General features: G+C 72.5%; 18 protein-coding genes. 7 read left to right on the forward strand and 11 right to left on the reverse strand.

From position 1 onward, the window contains the following. Window positions 1-43: 43 nt before the first annotated feature. On the forward strand, window positions 44-1,534 hold the full coding sequence (locus ACXR2U_RS14300; protein ID WP_458825728.1) for a mannitol dehydrogenase family protein: 1,491 nt from the start codon (window positions 44-46) through the stop codon (window positions 1,532-1,534). A 4-nt stretch (window positions 1,535-1,538) separates the two neighbouring features. Here ACXR2U_RS14300 and ACXR2U_RS14305 read toward each other — a convergent pair whose 3' ends face one another. Beyond that, window positions 1,539-2,150: an FKBP-type peptidyl-prolyl cis-trans isomerase gene (locus tag ACXR2U_RS14305; RefSeq protein ID WP_458825729.1), complete on the reverse strand. Its 612-nt coding sequence runs from the start codon at window positions 2,148-2,150 to the stop codon at window positions 1,539-1,541. Window positions 2,151-2,364: 214 nt separating this feature from the next. Here ACXR2U_RS14305 and ACXR2U_RS14310 point away from each other — a divergent pair, with 214 nt between their 5' ends. The 3 genes from ACXR2U_RS14310 (at window position 2,365) to ACXR2U_RS14320 (ending at window position 4,347) form a co-directional block, all read left to right on the forward strand. Next, window positions 2,365-3,384, forward strand: a complete 1,020-nt coding sequence (locus ACXR2U_RS14310; RefSeq protein WP_458825730.1) for a cation diffusion facilitator family transporter — start codon at window positions 2,365-2,367, stop codon at window positions 3,382-3,384. Window positions 3,385-3,462: 78 nt separating this feature from the next. Next, window positions 3,463-3,714, forward strand: coding sequence for a hypothetical protein (locus ACXR2U_RS14315; RefSeq protein ID WP_458825731.1), 252 nt, complete (start codon window positions 3,463-3,465; stop codon window positions 3,712-3,714). 72 nt (window positions 3,715-3,786) lie between these two features. Next, the gene (locus ACXR2U_RS14320) at window positions 3,787-4,347 is read left to right on the forward strand and encodes a DM13 domain-containing protein (protein WP_458825732.1); all 561 of its coding nucleotides are present in this window, start codon (window positions 3,787-3,789) and stop codon (window positions 4,345-4,347) included. Window positions 4,348-4,356: 9 nt separating this feature from the next. Here ACXR2U_RS14320 and ACXR2U_RS14325 read toward each other — a convergent pair whose 3' ends face one another. Continuing rightward, window positions 4,357-4,839, reverse strand: a complete 483-nt coding sequence (locus tag ACXR2U_RS14325; protein ID WP_458825733.1) for a gamma-glutamylcyclotransferase family protein — start codon at window positions 4,837-4,839, stop codon at window positions 4,357-4,359. Continuing rightward, window positions 4,836-5,891, reverse strand: a complete 1,056-nt coding sequence (locus tag ACXR2U_RS14330; protein WP_458825734.1) for a potassium channel family protein — start codon at window positions 5,889-5,891, stop codon at window positions 4,836-4,838. The genes ACXR2U_RS14325 and ACXR2U_RS14330 overlap by 4 nt, the downstream gene beginning before the upstream one ends. Window positions 5,892-6,099: 208 nt before the next feature. On the opposite strand from ACXR2U_RS14330, the gene ACXR2U_RS14335 reads away from it, so the two are divergent. Next, window positions 6,100-7,116 carry an acyltransferase family protein gene (locus tag ACXR2U_RS14335; RefSeq protein WP_458825736.1) on the forward strand — a complete coding sequence of 339 codons (1,017 nt, stop codon included), beginning with the start codon at window positions 6,100-6,102 and terminating at the stop codon, window positions 7,114-7,116. Here the strand turns inward: ACXR2U_RS14335 and ACXR2U_RS14340 are convergent. Both ACXR2U_RS14340 and ACXR2U_RS14345 read right to left on the reverse strand, forming a co-directional pair. Beyond that, window positions 7,073-8,065: a CNNM domain-containing protein gene (locus tag ACXR2U_RS14340; RefSeq protein WP_458825737.1), complete on the reverse strand. Its 993-nt coding sequence runs from the start codon at window positions 8,063-8,065 to the stop codon at window positions 7,073-7,075. The genes ACXR2U_RS14335 and ACXR2U_RS14340 overlap by 44 nt on opposite strands. After that, complete coding sequence (locus ACXR2U_RS14345) at window positions 8,065-9,435, reverse strand: hemolysin family protein (protein ID WP_458825738.1); 1,371 nt, start codon at window positions 9,433-9,435, stop codon at window positions 8,065-8,067. The genes ACXR2U_RS14340 and ACXR2U_RS14345 overlap by 1 nt, the downstream gene beginning before the upstream one ends. A 180-nt stretch (window positions 9,436-9,615) precedes the next feature. Between ACXR2U_RS14345 and ACXR2U_RS14350 the strand changes: the two genes are divergently transcribed. Next, window positions 9,616-10,194 (forward strand): DinB family protein, encoded by a 579-nt coding sequence (locus ACXR2U_RS14350; protein ID WP_458825749.1) that lies wholly within the window; start codon window positions 9,616-9,618, stop codon window positions 10,192-10,194. Here ACXR2U_RS14350 and ACXR2U_RS14355 read toward each other — a convergent pair. The 5 genes from ACXR2U_RS14355 to ACXR2U_RS14375 form a co-directional block, all read right to left on the reverse strand. Continuing rightward, complete coding sequence (locus tag ACXR2U_RS14355; protein WP_458825739.1) at window positions 10,184-10,645, reverse strand: TspO/MBR family protein; 462 nt, start codon at window positions 10,643-10,645, stop codon at window positions 10,184-10,186. The genes ACXR2U_RS14350 and ACXR2U_RS14355 overlap by 11 nt on opposite strands. Beyond that, entirely contained in the window at window positions 10,642-11,091 is a 450-nt protein-coding gene (locus ACXR2U_RS14360) for a MaoC family dehydratase (protein ID WP_458825740.1), read from the reverse strand. The genes ACXR2U_RS14355 and ACXR2U_RS14360 overlap by 4 nt, the downstream gene beginning before the upstream one ends. Before the next feature lie 141 nt (window positions 11,092-11,232). Then, window positions 11,233-14,103: a vitamin B12-dependent ribonucleotide reductase gene (locus ACXR2U_RS14365; RefSeq protein ID WP_458825741.1), complete on the reverse strand. Its 2,871-nt coding sequence runs from the start codon at window positions 14,101-14,103 to the stop codon at window positions 11,233-11,235. A gap of 73 nt (window positions 14,104-14,176) precedes the next feature. Next, window positions 14,177-14,632 carry a transcriptional regulator NrdR gene (gene nrdR / locus ACXR2U_RS14370; RefSeq protein WP_458825742.1) on the reverse strand — a complete coding sequence of 152 codons (456 nt, stop codon included), beginning with the start codon at window positions 14,630-14,632 and terminating at the stop codon, window positions 14,177-14,179. Between the two features lie 317 nt (window positions 14,633-14,949). Further along, entirely contained in the window at window positions 14,950-15,516 is a 567-nt protein-coding gene (locus ACXR2U_RS14375; RefSeq protein ID WP_458825743.1) for a LysM peptidoglycan-binding domain-containing protein, read from the reverse strand. 444 nt (window positions 15,517-15,960) lie between these two features. Between ACXR2U_RS14375 and lexA the strand changes: the two genes are divergently transcribed. Further along, window positions 15,961-16,659 carry a transcriptional repressor LexA gene (lexA, locus tag ACXR2U_RS14380; RefSeq protein WP_458825750.1) on the forward strand — a complete coding sequence of 233 codons (699 nt, stop codon included), beginning with the start codon at window positions 15,961-15,963 and terminating at the stop codon, window positions 16,657-16,659. 22 nt (window positions 16,660-16,681) lie between these two features. On the opposite strand, the gene ACXR2U_RS14385 is transcribed toward lexA, so the two are convergent. Continuing rightward, the gene (locus tag ACXR2U_RS14385) at window positions 16,682-17,371 is read right to left on the reverse strand and encodes a phosphatase PAP2 family protein (protein WP_458825744.1); all 690 of its coding nucleotides are present in this window, start codon (window positions 17,369-17,371) and stop codon (window positions 16,682-16,684) included. Between the last annotated feature and the right edge of the window lie 222 nt (window positions 17,372-17,593).

The raw sequence follows: 17,593 nt of genomic DNA on the forward strand, positions 1-17,593 counted from the left end.
GGGCGTCTTGCTCAGATGTGCACGACCGTGATCGTATGAGCGCATGGCGACGACGCTGTCCTCCGCGACCCTCGGCGACCTGCCGGCCGACGTCCCCCGTCCGTCGTACGACCGGGAGGGCTTGGTGGCGGGCATCGTGCACCTGGGCGTCGGCGGTTTCCACCGCGCGCACCAGGCGATGTACGTCGACCGCCTGCTCTCCGAGGGCCGGGCGCGTGAGTTCGCGATCTGCGGCGTCGGCGTGCTCCCCGGCGACCTCCGCATGGCCGAGGTCCTCGACGCCCAGGACGGCCTGTACACGCTGGTCGAGAAGGCCGCCGACGGCTCCACGACGCCCCGGGTGATCGGCTCGATCGTCGACTACCTGCACGCGCCGTCGGATCCCGAGGCCGTCCTGGCCAAACTCGCCGACCCGACCACGCGGATCGTCTCGCTCACGGTCACCGAGGGTGGCTACAACATCGACGCCGTCACCGGCGAGTTCGACGTCGCCGACCCGGAGGTGCAGCACGACCTCAGCTCCGGCGAACCGCCCCGCACGACGTTCGGGCTGGTCACGGAGGGCCTGCGCCGACGCCGGGCCGCGGGCATCGCGCCGTTCACGATCATGAGCTGCGACAACATCGAGGGCAACGGGCACGTCGCGCAGCGGGTCTTCACGACCTACGCGCGGCTCGCCGATCCCGAGCTCGGCGAGTGGGTCGAGGACGAGGTCCACTTCCCCAACTCGATGGTCGACCGGATCACGCCCGTCACCACCCCCGACGACGTCGCGATGGTCCGCGACACCCTCGGCATCGACGACGCCTGGCCGGTCGTGTGCGAGCCGTTCACCCAGTGGGTGCTGGAGGATTCCTTCGGCCCGCTCGGACGTCCTGCGTTCGAGGAGGTGGGCGTGCAGGTGGTCGACGACGTCCGTCCCTACGAGCTGATGAAGCTGCGCCTGCTCAACGCGAGCCACCAGTCGCTGTGCTACTTCGGCTACCTCTCCGGCTACCGCCTTGTGCACGAGGTCTGCCAGGACGAGCTGTTCGAGCGGTTCCTGCTGGCCTACATGGAGTTCGAGGCCAGCCCGACGCTCGACCCGGTGCCGGGCATCGACCTCGACGCCTACCGCCGCGAACTGGTCGCCCGGTTCTCCAACGCCAACGTCCGCGACACCGTGGCGCGGCTGTGCGCCGAGAGCTCCGACCGCATCCCCAAGTGGTTGCTGCCGGTCATCCGCGAGCAGCTGGACAAGGGCGGTCCGATGGAGCGTGCCGCCGCGGTCGTGGCGAGCTGGGCCCGCTACGACGAGGGCACCGACGAGCAGGGCGACCCGATCGAGATCGTCGACCGCCTGGCCGACACCCTGCGCGAACGCGCGGGACGCGGCGGTCTCGCGTTCGTCGAGGACCGCACGCTGTTCGGCGACCTCGCCGACGAACCGCGTTTCGTCGAGGCCTACACCGCTGCGCTGGACTCGCTGCACCGTGACGGCGCTCGGGCGACGGTGACCGCCCTGGTCGAACGGGGCGCGCTCGCCCCGGCCTGACCGGTCAGGACACCGACAGCAGGTCGACGAGGAACACCAGGCTGGAGTGGGCCGGGATCGCGTCCTGCGGCACCGGGCCGTAGCCCAGCGAGGCCGGGAACACCAGCAGTCGGCGGCCGCCGACCTTCATCGGGGTGACCCCCTCGGTGCCGCCGACCCCCTGCGCGAACCCCGCGATGGAGTCACCGAGCTTGCGCGGTTCGGGCGCGGCCTGGGTGAAGTCGGAGTCGAACTCCTTGCCGTCGGAGTACAGCGCGCCCACGTAGTGCAGCGTGACCGTCGAGGTCGACGACGCCGTCGCCCCGGTGCCGACCACGAGGTCCTGGACCAGCAACCCCGGCGCCGGCGCGGTGTTGGTCGCGGTGATCTCCGGCGTGGCCGAGAGGTCGAGGGCGTCGGTGACGGTCACGCCCGCGAAGCTCACCGCGCCGTCGGCGCCGGCGGTCGGTGAGCCGGCGACACTCGGTGGCGCGGGCGTCGGCTCGAGCGAGCGGGCGACCGACGGGTTCGGAGCCTGGTTGGTGACGGTGCGGCCGTCGCCGTCACTGCCGCACCCGGCGAGCAGGACGACCGCGAGGCCCGCGGCGGTGAGGGGGAACCACGACGTCCGGAACACCCGGGAACTGTATGACCTGACCCGGCTGGTGCCACCGGGACGTGGCTCCCCCTCACCGGGAGCACAGGACGACCGCCCGCTTCGGGTGGGGCCGCGACGGACGGTCGTCAGCGGTGGGACACGGCCGGGTCGACGTTCGTCACGGGGGCGTGACGCGGACCACCGGACCCGCACCGCCCACACCCTCCGCTGACCCCGCGCTAACGTCCCGCACATGGCGGACGGCGGGGACACGAGCAGGCACGGCGCGAGCACCAGCGGACACGCGGGCGACGGCGGAGCCAGCGGCGGGCCCGGTGAGGGGCAGGGCGGTGGCCACAGCGGTGGCAAGGCGATCATCGCCGCACTGGCGGCCAACCTCGGCATCGCCGTCCTGAAGTTCATCGCCTGGGCCATCACCGGGTCGAGCTCGATGCTCGCCGAGGGCGTGCACTCCCTCGTCGACAGCGGCAACCAGGGCCTGCTGCTCATCGGCGGGCGCCGGGCGCGCCGGGCCGCGACCCCCGAGCACCCGTTCGGCTACGGCCGCGACCGCTACATCTACGCGTTCCTCGTGGCGCTGGTGATCTTCGCGCTCGGTGGGCTGTTCGCGGTCTACGAGGGCGAGGAGAAGATCCGGCACCCGCACGAGCTGGAGAGCCCGATCATCGCGGTCGCCGTGCTGGTCGGGGCGATCGTGCTCGAGTCGTTCTCGCTGCGCACCGCGGTCCGTGAGGCGCGTCCGATGCTCGACGGCCGGGGCTGGTTCGCGTTCATCCGTCGCGCCAAGAACCCCGAGCTGCCCGTCGTGCTGCTCGAGGACACCGCGGCCCTCACCGGCCTGGTGCTGGCGCTCGCGGGCGTCGGCCTCGCGTGGGGCCTCGACGAACCGGTGTGGGACGGCATCGGCACCCTCGCCATCGGCATCCTGCTGCTGGCGGTCGCGGTGATCCTCATCGTCGAGACCAAGAGCCTGCTGCTGGGCGAGGGGGCGTCGCCGGAGACCCTGGCGAAGATCGACACCGCCCTGCGGGGACCCGGGGTCGACCGGGTCATCCACGTCCGCACGATGTACCTCGGCCCCGAGGAACTGCTCGTCGGCGCCAAGCTCGCGATGCCGGCCGCGGAGACCCTGGACCAGGTCGCGGCCGCGATCGACGCGGCCGAGGCGCGGGTGCGCGAGGTCGTGCCCGAGGCCCGCGTGATGTACCTCGAGCCCGATCTCGACCACGCGCGGGCTGCTCGTCCGTCCTGAGGTTGAGGCCCGTCCCGGGTGGGGTAGGGAACCGGTGGTGGTCGACACCGAGGTCGACGCCCACTCCACGGAGGCCCCATGACGCTCACCGCACCGAGCCCCGTCTCGTTGCCGTTCGGGTGGCCGGTGGTCGGGTGGCAGACCGACCCGGCTTCCGAACCCCGCCAGCTCACCCACGCGGTGTGGCCCGGGCACCGGGTGGCGCTCTGCGGCCTGGTCACCGAGGTCACCGGAGGCGCGTGGCCGACAGCGGGTGAGCGGTGGCCGTTCCCTCGCATGCGGTGCGCCCGCTGCGCCGTCGCAGTCGAGCGCGAGACCGCGACCGACTGACCCGGGCCGGGACGGTCCACAGCGTCCACCCAGGCAGCCCGGTCAGCATGCTCCTGACCACCGGGAGGACGCGTGCGCCGAGGACGGCTGTGGATCGCGCTGGGCGTCGCCGTCGTGGCGGTCGTCGTCGCCGGGTCGTTGTGGTTCGAGCCCTGGCGGTTGTTCACCTCCTCCTACGCCGACGAAGCACTTCCCGACACCGTCGCCGCCGAGGTGCTCGACACGACCACGTCGGCCCCGACCACGGCGAGCTCGCCCGTCACGGACTCCCCCACCACGGGCGTCGTCACGACCCCGCCTCCCGAGGACGTCCTGATCTCCCGCACCGCGTTCGTGTCCGGCGAGCACGAGACCACCGGCGACGTCCTGCTCATCCGGCTCGCCTCGGGTGAACACCTCGTGCGGCTCATGGGGTTCTCGACGTCCGACGGCCCCGACCTGCAGGTCGTGCTCGGGTCGTCCACACCCGGCGACCTCGACGTCGGGCGGTACCTCGAGCTCGGGCCACTGCGCGCCACCGACGGCAACCTCAACTACGCCGTGCCCACGGGCACCGACGTCGCGTCGTTCACCACCGTCGCGATCTGGTGCAAGCGGTTCGACGCCGTCTTCGGGTCCGCACCCATCACCTGAGCGCCGGCCTCACGGCGTGTCGACGCGGACGAGGTCGAGCACCGGCAGGTCGGTGGTGGTGCCGGACGGGACCGCGTCGAGGTAGGCCCGGGACACCACCAGCCGGCCCGCCCGCCTCGCCGCCGCCGCCCGCTCCCGGGACTCCGCGCGACCGATGTACGCCCAGGTCGGGCCGCGCGAGGGTGTGACCCGGGCGGTCACGTCGATCCGCTCGTACTGCCGCTCGCGGAGATCCAGCGACGCGAGCGTGGAGTCGTCGACCGGACGGCAGACGCCGTCGACCGCGGAACCCTCGTCGTCGAGCAGGTCGAGGTAGGCGACGCAGACGTCGGGTCGGGATCCCTCGACGTCGAGATGGTGCTTGTACGCGGGCAGGTCGACGGTGTTGTCCATGGCAACGGTCCACGCCCGCCGCGCTCCGGCGAGCCGGGCCGCGAAACCGCCCGGAACGGGAACGGCGAGCGAGCCGTACCCGAAGACGAACGCGGTCACTCCCCCGGCAGCGGCGCGGGATCGTGGGAGACCGCGAGGGCGTAGATGATGCGGTCGCGCGGACGGATCGTGCCGATGTCCGGGTGGTGGTAGAGCAGCAACGTGCCCTGCCGCACCACCGCCATGACGGGCACGCCGATGGCGTCGACGTCGTGCCCGATCTCGGCGGCCGTCACCTCGCGCTCGTCGATGTCGAGGCCACTGCCGAACGCCAGCAGGTCGTTGACCACCTCGACGGTCTCGGGGCTCGCGGTCGCGAGACCGAGCAACCGGCCGGCGGTCTCGGAGGTGACGATGACGGTGGTGGCGCCGCTCTGCCGGATCAGTTCGGCGTTGCCGGACTCACGGACCGAGGCGATCACCGCGCACGCGCTCGACATCCGACGCACGGTGAGCGTGGCGAGGATGGCCGTGTCGTCGCGGTCGAGCGCGATGATCACCGTGCGCGCCCGGTCGACACCCGCCTGACGCAGGACGCCGGTGTCGGTCGCCGATCCCTGCACACCGACCCAGCCGTTCGCCGTGGCGGCGTCGACCGCGTGACGGCTCTGGTCGACGACCACGACACCGCGCTGCGCCTCGCCCTTGTCCTCGAGCGCCTTGGCGGCGTTGCGTCCCTTGGTGCCGCCACCCAGCACCACGACGTGATGGTTCACCCGTCTCCTCCACCGTGCCAGCCGGAATTCCTCGCGCGACCTCGTGGTGAGCGCCTTGATGGTCGTGCCGACCAGCAGCACCACGAACAGCAACCGCATCGGGGTGACGACCAGCGCGTTGACGAGCCGCGCCTGGGTGGTCACCGGGGTGATGTCGCCGTAGCCGGTCGTGGTCAACGTGACGGTCGTGTAGTACAGCGCGTCGACAGCCGAGACGCTGCCGTCGTAGTTGTCGACGTAGTCGCCGCGCTCGAGCCAGACCAGCAACCAACTGGCGAGGATCAGCAGCAGCACGAGCAGCAACCGGACCAGGATGCGCACGACCGGACGCGCCGGCGGACCTTCCGGGAACCGGACGGCCGTGCGCTCGCTCGGCGCGAGGTCGTCGGAGCTCACAGACGCGACGCTAGCCGACGCGCCGTCGGCCGCCCGTCCGGACGTCTCTGCGAATCGAACGTCTGCGCCGGCAACCGTTGCCGGAAATCCCTTCTGCGTCGAGGATTTCCGGGCACTCGCGCACCGCGGTGTTCGGATTGCCGGGCTCCCGATGCCTCCTTAGGGTGCGTGCATCGGACGCATCGGAAGTCTCGACGGCCTGCGGGCCGTGGCGTGCGTCGCCGTCATCGCCTTCCACGCCCGCATCCCCGGGTGTGAGGGCGGCTGGCTCGGCGTCGACGCCTTCTTCGTGCTGTCCGGATACCTCATCACCGGGTTGCTGCTCGACGAACGGGAACGCACGGGCCGGATCGCGTTCGGGAGGTTCTACCTGCGGCGGGCGGTGCGTCTGTACCCGGCGCTGGTGGTGCTGGCCGTCATCAGCCTGCTGCTGCCGACCCACACGTCGTGGCTGCACGCGGTCTTCGCCCTGAGCTACGTGTCCGACCTCGTGCTGGCGGTCGACGGCCCGATGGGCTGGATGGGCCACTCCTGGTCGCTGTCGGTCGAGGAGCAGTTCTACCTGGTGTGGCCGCTCGCCCTGGTCCTGGTGCGCGGGCGCCACGTCGCGTGGCTCGCGGCGGCGGGCATCGCCCTGTCGATCGCGGCCGCGGTCGTGGTCGACCCGTTCGGGACCCCGATCGGCCACCTGGGCTACTTCTCCCCCGTCACCCGCGGCTGGTCCATCCTCGCCGGGTGTCTGCTGGCTGCGGTGCTGCGTGGGCGCACCGTGCCGAGCCGGTCGGCGTGGCCGCTGGTGGGTGTGTCCGTGGCCCTCGGCGTGAGCGGGTTGCTGCTCGCCCACGTCGAGTACACGATCCGGCCCCAACTGCTGACCGTCGCCGCGACCCTGACCTTCCTGACGGCGGTCCGGGCGGGGACGCGGGTGCTGTCCTGGCGACCCCTCGTCTGGCTCGGTCGGCGTTCCTACGGGCTGTACCTGTTCGCGCCCCTGCCGACCGCGTGGCTGCAGGACGGCCCGTGGTGGCCGCGGCTGGTGTGGTCGGTGGTCGTGGGCGTGACACTCGCCGCGCTGTCGTACCGGTTCGTGGAACGGCCGATCCAGCGGAGGTTCGGGGGCACGCGCCCCGTCACGGCGCCCGCGCCCACGGATCAGGGTGCGGCCCGGCCGCGGCGCCTGCTCATGCCGCGCTCGGCACGAGCAGCCGTCCGACCAGGTCGGTGACGGTCACGACCGCACGCCGACCGTCGGCCCGCTCGACCACGGCGAGTTGCTCGCCGCGCTCCTGCAGCCGGCGCAGGGCGTCCGGCAGCGGAAGGGCCTCGTCCAGGCGGGGCACCGGCCGGGCGTGGGCCCGGGCGGGCGATCCCGGCTCCAGGCCGAGGGTGTCGCGGACGTGGACGACCGCGTCGTCGCCGAGCAGGATCCGCAGGTGCCCCGAGACCCGGGCGGCGGCCTGCACGTCGGCGACGGTCGCGTGGGCCGGCACGCCCGTCGGGGCGCCCGGCGCCAGGACGTCGCCGACCGTGGCCTCGGTGAACTCGAGCACCGTCACCACGGCCGTGGAGCGAGCGGGGTCGAGGGTGCCCGCCGCGGCGGAGTGTTCGACCAGCTGACGCAGCGAAGCCGGGTCGGTGACCGAGGCGACCTCGTCGGCGGGCTCGACACCGACGCGGCGTAGGCACCAGTTGGCCATCCCGTTGAGCACCCGCAGCGACGGCCGCGTGAGCGCCATGAACGCCCGCATCGGCAGCGCCAGCAGCGTCGCCGACCGTTCCGGGTGGGCGATCGCCCACGACTTCGGGGCCATCTCGCCGACCACCAGGTGCAGGAACGTCACGACCAGCAGCGCCAGGACGAAGCCCGCGGCGTCGGCGAGCCAGGCCGCGAGGCCCCAGCCCTCGAAGACGGGCGTGAACCAGTGGTGCACCGCGGGCTTGCTGATGGCGCCGAGCGCGAGGGTGCAGACGGTGATGCCCAGCTGCGATCCCGCGAGCAGCAGGGTCAGTTCCGACGCGCTGCGCAACGCGGCGCGTGCCGAACGGCTGGTCGCAGCTGCGTCCTCGAGGCGGTGCCGCTTGGCGGCGATCACGGCGAACTCGACCGCGACGAAGAACGCCGACAGCCCGATGAAGGCCGCGGTCGCGACGCCGACGACCCAGGGGTTCTCCATCACACCCTCGCCTCGGTGATCAGGCCCGCGGCGGTGGTCACGCGCACGCGGACCCGGGTGGGGACGTGCGGGTCGGTGGCGAGGACGTCGATCTCCAGGTGGCGGACGGGTGTGGGGTCGAGCAGCAGGTCGGCGGGTTGGGTGGGCAGCGCGAGCCGGACGGTGTCACCGACGGCGGGGAAGCCGTCGTGCGCGGCGATGGCGAGGCCCGCGACCGTCTCGGCCTCCACCTCGGGCAGACGCACGTCGAGGGCCCGGGCGAGTTCGTCGAGGCCGAGGTCCCCCGCGGCGGTCCAGGTGCCGTCGTCGTGCGCGGACACGCCGGGCGGCGGGGCGTCGTCGTGTTCGTCGGTGAGCTCGCCGACGACCTCCTCGGCGATGTCCTCGTGGGTCAGGATGCCCGCGAAACTGCCGTGTTCGTCGAGGACCACGGCGAGCTGGGCCCGCCGCCCGCGCAGGGTGCGCGACGCCGCGGGCAGCGTCATGGCCTCGGGGACGACGCACGCCGGTCGGGCGAGATCGCCCGCGCGCGCGTCGGGGTCGGCACCCAGGACGTCGACGAGGTGGAGCACGCCGAGGACCCGGTCCGTGTCGTCGACCACCGGGTAACGGGAGTGGCCGTGCCGCATGGTGGGCGCGACCTCGGCGACCCGGGCGCCGGCGTCGACGGTGTCGGTGCGCCGGCGCGGCACCATGGCGTGCCGCACCGGCCGGGTCGAGGTGTCGAGCGTGCGGTCGAGCAGCACCGAGAGGTCCTCGGTCAGCCCGCCCGCGGAGCCGGCGTCGGTGACGATGCGCCGCAGGTCGCGGGCGCTCGCCGCGTGCTCGACGTCGTGCACCGGCTCGATGCGGAGCAGACGGAGCAGGGCGTTCGACGAGGCGTCGAAGACCTTCACCAGCCAGCCCGCCACGGCGAGGTAGACCAGCGTGGAACGCGAGAGCCGCCTTGCGACCGGTTCCGGGCGGGAGATGGCGAGGTTCTTGGGGAACAGCTCGCCGAACACCATCTGGACCACCGTCGAGAGCACGAGGGCGACGACGGTGCCGACGGCGATGCCGACGCCGCTGGGGACGCTGATCCCGCCGAGCAACGTGCCGACCGATTCCCCGATCAGGGGTTCGGCGACGTACCCGACCACCAGGCCGGTCACGGTGATCCCCAACTGGGCGCCGGACAGCATGAAGCTCGTGCGGCCGGTGACCTCCAGCGCCCGGGCGGCCGCGGCGTCACCCGCCTCGGCGCGGGCACGCAGGGTCGACCGGTCGACCGCCATGTAGGCGAACTCCTGGGCGACGAAGTACCCGGTCGCCGCGGTGATCGCGAGGACCACGACCAGACCGAGCAGCAGGGCGAGCACCGACGTGACCACGCGCGCCGTGACCGCCTCTCGGGGATGTGGCCCGCCGTGCGCGGGCCGATGCAGCTGAGGTTCCCGTGTGCGGTGACCGGACGCACGCGATCCGGCGACCCCACAGGGTTCCCCTGCCGCGCTCACAGCTTCAGCGAGCTGACTGTCGGTGGCCGGTCGTACGGTGCCCCCGTGACCGAGATGCGCGACACCCTCCTGCAGTACCTGCAGCAAGCCCGCGAGCGGGTGGTGTCACGGGTCGAGGGGCTGTCGGAGTACGACGCCCACCGCCCCCTGACCCCCACCGGCACGAACCTGCTGGGGCTGGTCAAGCACCTGGCCACGATGGAGGCGACCTACCTCGGCTCGTGTGTCGGCCGCCCGCGCGAGCCGGAGCTGGCGTGGGTCGCGGACGGCTCGATCTGGGACGGCGCCGACATGTGGGCCACCGCCGAGCAGACGACCGCGGACCTGCTGGATCTGTACCGGGAGACCTGGGCCGCGAGCGACGCTGCGGTCCGCGAGCTCGGCCTCGACGCGCCGGCCCACATGGCGTGGTGGCCCGAGGACCGCCGCGACAGCACGCTCGGCGTGGTCCTGGTGCGGATGCTCGAGGAGACCGGCCAGCACGCGGGCCACGCCGACATCGTGCGGGAGCTCATCGACGGCCGCGGCCCCGACGACGCCGACGACTACGGCGACGCCACCTACTGGTCGACCTACGTGGCCACCATCCAGGCCGCGGCGGAGACGTTCCTCCGAGGAGCGCCTACGCCGTAGGGGGTTCCTCGACCGCGGCGTTCAGGGCCGTCGCGAACCCGCACCACGCGAGGTACGGCGCGAGCAGCGCCGCGGTGGCCGGATCGCGCCTCACGACGGCGGCCACCTCGACGGCGAGCACGGCGTCGAGCGCGCCGATGACGGCGAGGGCCACCGGCTTGCGCCCGCGGGCGAAGAAGGCGTGTGGCCAGGCGGCGTTCAGCGCGAGCTGGACCAGGTGCAGCGCGATGACCTTGCGCCCGACCGGGTGGGCGGCGAGGCGCCAGCCCGCGACCCCGATGAGGAGGTACAGGACGGTCCACACCGGCCCGAACACGCCGGCGGGCGGCGCCCACCGGGGCTTGTGCAGCGTCGGGTAGACCTGCGGCGCGCGGCGCGACCCGATGCCGCCGATCGCCGCCGCGACGGCCGGTGCGACCGCGAGCGCCACCTGCCGCGCACGCCGGTTCACGCGGCGGGCCGGGTCAGGACGAGGTTGGTGGCCAGGGTGCTGAACACGGACGTGCCGTCGGGGTCGGTGAGCTCCAGCCGGGTCCTGACGATCCCGCGGTCGGGCTTGCTCGCCGACACCCGCGCCTCGACCACCTCCGCCCGCAGGCGGTAGGTGACGTCCGGGCGCACCGGCGCCGACCACCGCACCTCGTCCACCCCCGGCGACCCGAGGCTCGACTCCGGCGACAGGTACTCGTCGACGATCAGACGCATCGCCATCGCCGCGGTGTGCCACCCGCTCGCGATGATCCCGCCGAACACCGACTCCCCCGCCGCCGCCTCGTCGACGTGGAACGGCTGTGGGTCGAACCGCTGCGCGAACCCGACGATCTCCGCCAGGCTCGGCGTGACCTCGCCCAGCTCCCACGTGCTCCCGACCGGGTAGTCCTCGAACCAGCGCGTCACGGTCCCGACTCTAGGCAGGCCGGCCGCCCACCCCGTCCGGGCGGGCCGGTGGACGCACGACGGCCCCGGACCTCCGCGAGGAGGGCCGGGGCCGTCGAGCGATCTGGTGGTGCGGCGGGCCGGTCGTGCGACGAGCCGAGGTCAGCTGCAGCCGCTGGTGCTGCCGCAACCCTCGCAGACGAAGCAGGAGCCGGCGGGGCGCATCTTCGTGCCGCAGTTCATGCACAGCGGGGCGTCGGCCGACGACCCGTTGAGCAGCTCGAGCAGTTCGGTCGAGCTGTGCGCGGCGGCCGGGGCGGGCTTCTCCGCGGCCTCGACGACCTCGGCCGCGGGAGCGACCTCGACCGGCGCGGACTGCGCGAGGGCCTCGAGGTCGTCCGCCTCGGTCTCCTCCACCACCGGCGCGTACGCACCGGTCTCGAGCTGCTGCGCGCGCTCGGCGGCGGTGTGGATGCCGAGCGCGGACCGCTCGTCGAACGGCAGGTGGTCCAGCGCCAGGCGACGGAAGATGTAGTCCATCACCGACTGCGCCATGCGGATGTCGGGGTCGTCGGTCATGCCGGCGGGCTCGAAGCGCATGTTGGTGAACTTCTGCACGTAGGTGTCGAGCGGGACGCCGTGCTGCAGCGCGATCGAGATCGCGATGGAGAACGCGTCCATGACACCGGCGAGGGTCGAACCCTGCTTGCCCAGCTTGAGGAAGACCTCGCCGAGTTCGCCGCCGGGCACGTAGGTGCCGGCCGTCATGTAGCCCTCGGCACCGCCGACGGAGAACGACGTGGTGGTCGACGGCCGCGACTTCGGCAGCCGACGCCGCACCGGACGGGTGTCGGCGACGACCACGCCGGCGGTGGTGTCGGTGGCGTTGTTGCCGCCCGACGCCGACGCGGTCTTGCCCGCCGAGAGCGGCTGGCCGACCTTGCAGTTGTCGCGGTAGACGGCGAGGGCCTTGATCCCGAGCTTCCAACCCTGGAAGTAGACGTCCTCGATGTCCTCGACGGTGGCGGTCTCGGGCAGGTTGACCGTCTTGCTGATCGCACCGGAGAGGAACGGCTGCGCCGCGGCCATCATCCGCACGTGGCCCATCGGCCGGATGGCCCGCACGCCCATCGCGGTGTCGAAGACCTCGTAGTGCTCGGGCTTGAGTCCGGGCGCGTCGACGACGTGGCCGTTCTCGACGATGTACTCGACGATCGCCTCGACCGACTCCTCCTGGTAGCCCAGCGCCCGCAGCGCGCGCGGCACCGTCTGGTTGACGATCTGCATCGAGCCGCCGCCGACCAGCTTCTTGAACTTCACCAGCGAGAAGTCAGGCTCGATCCCGGTGGTGTCGCAGTCCATCATCAGCCCGATCGTGCCGGTCGGCGCGAGCACCGAGGCCTGCGCGTTGCGCCAGCCGTTGGCCTCGCCGAGCCGGTTGCCGGTCTCCCACTCCTCACCGGCGCGGGCGGTCACCGCCTTGTCGACCGCGTGCAGCGTGCGCGCGCTGTCGTTCGCCGCGGCGTGCTTGCGCATGACCCGGGCGTGCGCCTTGGCGTTGCGGGCGTATCCCTCGTACGCGCCGACGATCCCGGCGAGCTCGGCCGAGCGACGGTAGGACACACCCGTCATCAGCGAGGTGATCGCACCGGCGAGCGCGCGGCCGCCGTCGGAGTCGTACGCGAGGCCCGACGCCATGAGCAGCGCACCGAGGTTGGCGTAGCCGATGCCCAGCTGGCGGTAGGCGCGGGTGTTGACGCCGATGGCCTCGGTCGGGAAGTCCGCGAAGCAGATCGAGATGTCCATCGCGGTGATGATGACCTCGACCGACTTCACGAACCGCTCGACGTCGAACGAGTAGTCGTCGTTCAGGAACTTCAACAGGTTCAACGACGCCAGGTTGCACGAGGTGTTGTCGAGGCTCATGTACTCCGAGCAGGGGTTCGACGCGGTGATGCGGCCGGACTCGGGGTTGGTGTGCCAGTCGTTGATGGTGTCGTCGTACTGGATGCCCGGGTCGGCGCACTCCCACGCCGCCTGCGCGACCTTGCGGAACAGCGACTTCGCGTCGACGGTCTCGATGACCTCGTGCGTGCTGCGGGCGCGCAGCCCGAACTCCTTGCCCTCCTCGACGGCGCGCATGAACTCGTCGGTGACGCGCACGGAGTTGTTGGCGTTCTGGTACTGCACCGAGGTGATGTCGGCACCGCCGAGGTCCATGTCGTAGCCGGCGTCGCGCAGGACGCGGATCTTGTCCTCCTCGCGCGCCTTGGTCTCGACGAACTCCTCGATGTCCGGGTGGTCGATGTCGAGGACGACCATCTTGGCCGCGCGGCGCGTGGCGCCACCGGACTTGATGGTGCCGGCCGAGGCGTCGGCGCCCCGCATGAAGCTCACCGGGCCGGACGCCGTACCACCGGAGGAGAGCAGTTCCTTGGACGACCGGATGCGCGAGAGGTTGAGGCCGGCGCCCGAGCCGCCCTTGAAGATCAGCCCCTCTTCGCGGTACCAGTTGAGGATCGAGTCCATCGTGTCGTCGACGGCGAGGATGAAGCACGCCGAGACCTGCTGCGGCGACGACGTGCCCACGTTGAACCACACCGGCGAGTTGAAGCTGAACACCTGGTGCAGCAGCATCCAGGTCAGCTCGTCGGCGAACGCGGTGGCGTCGGCCGCCGAGGCGAAGTAGCCGTTCTCCTCACCGGCCGCGCGGTACCGGGTGACGACCCGGTCGATGAGCTGCTTGAGCGACCACTCCCGCGCCGGGGTCCCGACCGCTCCGCGGAAGTACTTGGTGGTGACGATGTTGGCCGCGTTCACCGACCAGGACTCGGGGAACTCCACCCCGCGCTGCTCGAAGTTCACCGTGCCGTCGCGCCAGTTCGTCATCACGACGTCGCGGCGCTCCCACGTCACCTCGTCGTACGGGTGGCTGCCCGGGGTCGACCAGGTGCGGTCGATCCGCAGGCCGTTGGTCGCGAAGCGGGGCGCGGCGGGGGGCGTGCCGGTGGTGGTGTCGGCGACCTCGGTCATGGAGTTCCTCTCGGGCGGGACGTACGGGTGGGGTGGCGTACAGGTCGGGTGTCGTGCGCGTGGTGCCGTGCGGTCAGTCGGGCGGGCCGGGCTGGCGCAGTTCGGCGATCGCCTTCTCGAAGTCCTCGATGGAGCTGAAGGACCGGTAGACGGAGGCGAAACGGAGGTACGCGACCTCGTCGAGGTCGCGGAGGGGACCGAGGATCGCGAGCCCGACCTCGTCACTGGGGATCTCGGCGGCGCCGGTGGCCCGGACCGCGTCCTCCACGGTCTGGGCGAGCTGGGCGAGCGAGTCGTCCTCGACCGGCCGGCCCTGGCACGCACGGCGCACGCCGCTCACGACCTTGGCGCGGCTGAACGGCTCGGTGACGCCGCTGCGCTTGATGACCGCGAGCGTCGCCTCCTCGAGCGTCGTGAACCGGCGGCTGCACTCGGGGCAGCTGCGCCGACGACGGATGACCTGTCCCTCGTCCTGCTCGCGGGAGTCGATCACCCGGGAGTCGGGGTGACGGCAGTACGGACAGCGCACGACGCACCCCTCCTCCGGATCGGACGACACCTCCGGGCGTACGTCCCGGGCGCCCCCTGAACCCGACGCGCACCGGGGCCCTGTGGACCGGGGTGTGCACCGGATGTGGACGACGGCCTGTGGCTGTGGACACAGCCCCTGTGGCTGTGACGCAACCTGTGGACGAACTACATCGGTGTCACTACTAGATGTAGGGGTAACGCTAGGACCTCGCCACCACTTCCGCAAGCGACACGCGAGAACGTCCTGCAGGTCCCACCGGCCCCGCGCGTCCCGTGCGCACCACGGGGGGTGCCGGCCTCCGGTGGGCGGCCGGATCAGTGCAGCTGCAGGACCTGGCCCGCGACGACCGTCGAGTCGCCGAGGCCGTTGGCCTGCTGCAGGTCGAACACGACGGCGCGCGGGTCACGGTCGGGAGCCACGCGGCTGGCGATGGACCAGAGGGTGTCGCCCTGCTGGACGACGACGCTCGAGGCCGCGCCACCGGCGGACCCGGTGGTCGTGGCCGGGTGCGACAGGTACGCCAGCCACACGAGCACGGCCGCGACGGCAACGGCGGTCCCCAGCAGGACGGTCCACCCGCGGCGGGTGAGCTGGACGGCCGACGACGCGGCGATCGGCTGCGGGGCGACGGCGGCGCACGACGCGCCTGCGGCGACGGTCCGGACCCGGCGGACCGGGCGGCGCGTGACGGCGGTGGCGGGACGCGGGGCCGGGTGCAGCGGGCGCGCCTCGACGGAGCCGATGACGCCGGCCGCACCGGTACCCGGGTGACCCGGGTGACCCGGGTGACCCGCCGGGCGGGCGACGGGCCGGCTGACGGCTCGGCTGGCGGGGCGGCTGACGGGGCGGGCGGAGGGGGCGAACTCGACGGTGACGGTCACGACTGACTCCTCGACTGACGGCTGACCTGGTGGTGACTGCGACTGTGGCGCGGGGGTCTGACACTTTCCGTCCGACGGCGGGGTCCGAGCCCTCCGCCGGGCGGCGGATCTCTCGAACACCTGTTCAATCGAACGACTGTACGAGGTCTACCACTCGAACGAACATTCGACAAGTGGTCGAGGGTTGGCCGTCACCGGGTCGTGATCCGACACCGCTCCCGACACGCCGTCTCGAACAGGTGTTTGAACTCGGACGCCGGGACGCGTTACGGTCCGGACATGCCCGAGACGACCAAGCGCAGCGGGGGCAAGGCCGCGGGCCGCCCCGCCAAGACCGCCCGCAAGGCCGCGTCCTCCACCCGTGCCGCCGAGGCCGCGACGCCGTCGACGACCACCGCGACCTCGTCCGACGCACCCGTCAAGCGGGGTCCTGGTCGGCCCAAGATGTCCGAGGCCGACCGCGCGGTCACCCGCCTCGGTGGCGACGGCCTGACCGAGCGTCAGCGCGCGGTCCTCGAGGTCATCCAGGCCTCGATGCAGGACCGGGGTTACCCGCCCAGCATCCGCGAGATCTGCGACGCCACGGGGCTCGCGTCGACGTCGAGCGTGAGCCACCAGTTGGCCGCCCTGGAACGCAAGGGCTACATCCGGCGCGACGCCCGCCTGCCCCGCGCCGTGGACGTCCGCCCGGCCGACGGTTCGAGCGGTGCCCCGGGCAGCAGCGGCACGTCACCGCACGCGAACGAGGGCGACGGCGCGCAGGTCAGCCCCACGGTCAACGTCCCGGTGGTCGGCCGGATCGCCGCCGGTGTCCCGCTGCTGGCCGACGAGTCGGTCGACGAGGTCTTCCCGCTCCCCCGCACCCTCGTGGGTGCCGGCACGGTCTTCCTGCTCAAGGTCGTCGGCGAGTCGATGATCGACGCCGCCATCGCCGACGGTGACTGGGTCGCGGTCCGGCAGCAGAGCACGGCGGAGAACGGCGAGATCGTGGCCGCGATGATCGACGGCGAGGCCACGGTGAAGACCTGGCGCCGCCGCGACGGTCACGCCTGGCTGCTGCCGGCCAACCCGGCCTTCGAGCCCATCCCGGCTGACGACGCCGTGGTGCTCGGCAAGATCGTCGCGGTGTTGCGCAAGGTCTGACGGCGGACGCGGCCGGCGCCGCTCAGCGACCGGCCGCCCGCGCGAAGACCCGCCGGTCGAGCGGCGAGGCGAGCCTCGCCCACCCCGGCAGTTCCACGATCCGCAGCAGCACGACCCCCACGCACGCGCCGACCACGAAGTCGGTCATCCAGTGGTAGTCCAGGATCGTCATGCCGACCACCACCGCGACCGGCCCGATCCACGCCACCCGCCGGGAGGTGCGGCGCAGCCACCGCGGTGTGCCGACGACGCGCGCCGCGCAGAACGTCACGACGCCCCAGACGAGGATCGCGTTGGCGACGTGACCCGACGGGAACGACGCTCCGGTCGCGGTGTGGAAGCCGTCGACCGGCGGGGCGTCACGACCGGTCGCGGCCTTCAGCGCGTACACGGCCACCGTCAGCAGCACCAAGGCCGCGACGTACCGGATGGCGGGATCGACCGATCGGCCCCGCCACACCAGCCACGCGACGGTCGGCGCCGAGATCAGCAACACCGTGCCGCGTTGGCCGGGCAGGGTCAGCAGGTAGGTGAACCGCAGCGGCCACGGGTCGTCGCGCACCCCCCACGTCCGGAACACGTGCGAGATCGCGTGGTCCCACCCGAGCAGGAACCCACCGGACAACACCACGGCCGTGACGGCCGTCGCGACCACGACGGCCGCGACCACCGACCACAGCGGCGGGATCCAGACGTCGGGACCGGTCGTCACGCCCGCCCGAGACGATCCAGCCGACCGGGACGGTCCTGTGGTGTCGCGCCGCCCGCGGTCACGACCGCGTCGCGTCGGCAGCAGACGTCCCGCGCGGGACGGGGTGGGCGGGGTCAGAGGGCCGCGTGGTCGGCGCGCTCGGGGGCCGGTCCGACGCCGTTCGACGCGGCGGGCTCGCCGACCGCGGTCTGGGTGCGGGCCTTCGCGGCCGCGGCGAGCACG

The sequence above is a fragment of the Jatrophihabitans sp. YIM 134969 genome, from assembly GCF_054456675.1.

Bases quoted from the DNA above. Each gene is read 5' to 3' on its own strand.
- ACXR2U_RS14300 (WP_458825728.1), top strand. From the start codon at position 44: ATGGCGACGACGCTGTCCTCCGCGACCCTCGGCGACCTGCCGGCCGAC.
- ACXR2U_RS14310 (WP_458825730.1), top strand. From the start codon at position 2,365: ATGGCGGACGGCGGGGACACGAGCAGGCACGGCGCGAGCACCAGCGGA.
- ACXR2U_RS14315 (WP_458825731.1), top strand. From the start codon at position 3,463: ATGACGCTCACCGCACCGAGCCCCGTCTCGTTGCCGTTCGGGTGGCCG.
- ACXR2U_RS14340 (WP_458825737.1), bottom strand. From the start codon at position 8,065: ATGGAGAACCCCTGGGTCGTCGGCGTCGCGACCGCGGCCTTCATCGGG.
- ACXR2U_RS14350 (WP_458825749.1), top strand. From the start codon at position 9,616: ATGCGCGACACCCTCCTGCAGTACCTGCAGCAAGCCCGCGAGCGGGTG.
- ACXR2U_RS14365 (WP_458825741.1), bottom strand. From the start codon at position 14,103: ATGACCGAGGTCGCCGACACCACCACCGGCACGCCCCCCGCCGCGCCC.
- lexA (WP_458825750.1), top strand. From the start codon at position 15,961: ATGTCCGAGGCCGACCGCGCGGTCACCCGCCTCGGTGGCGACGGCCTG.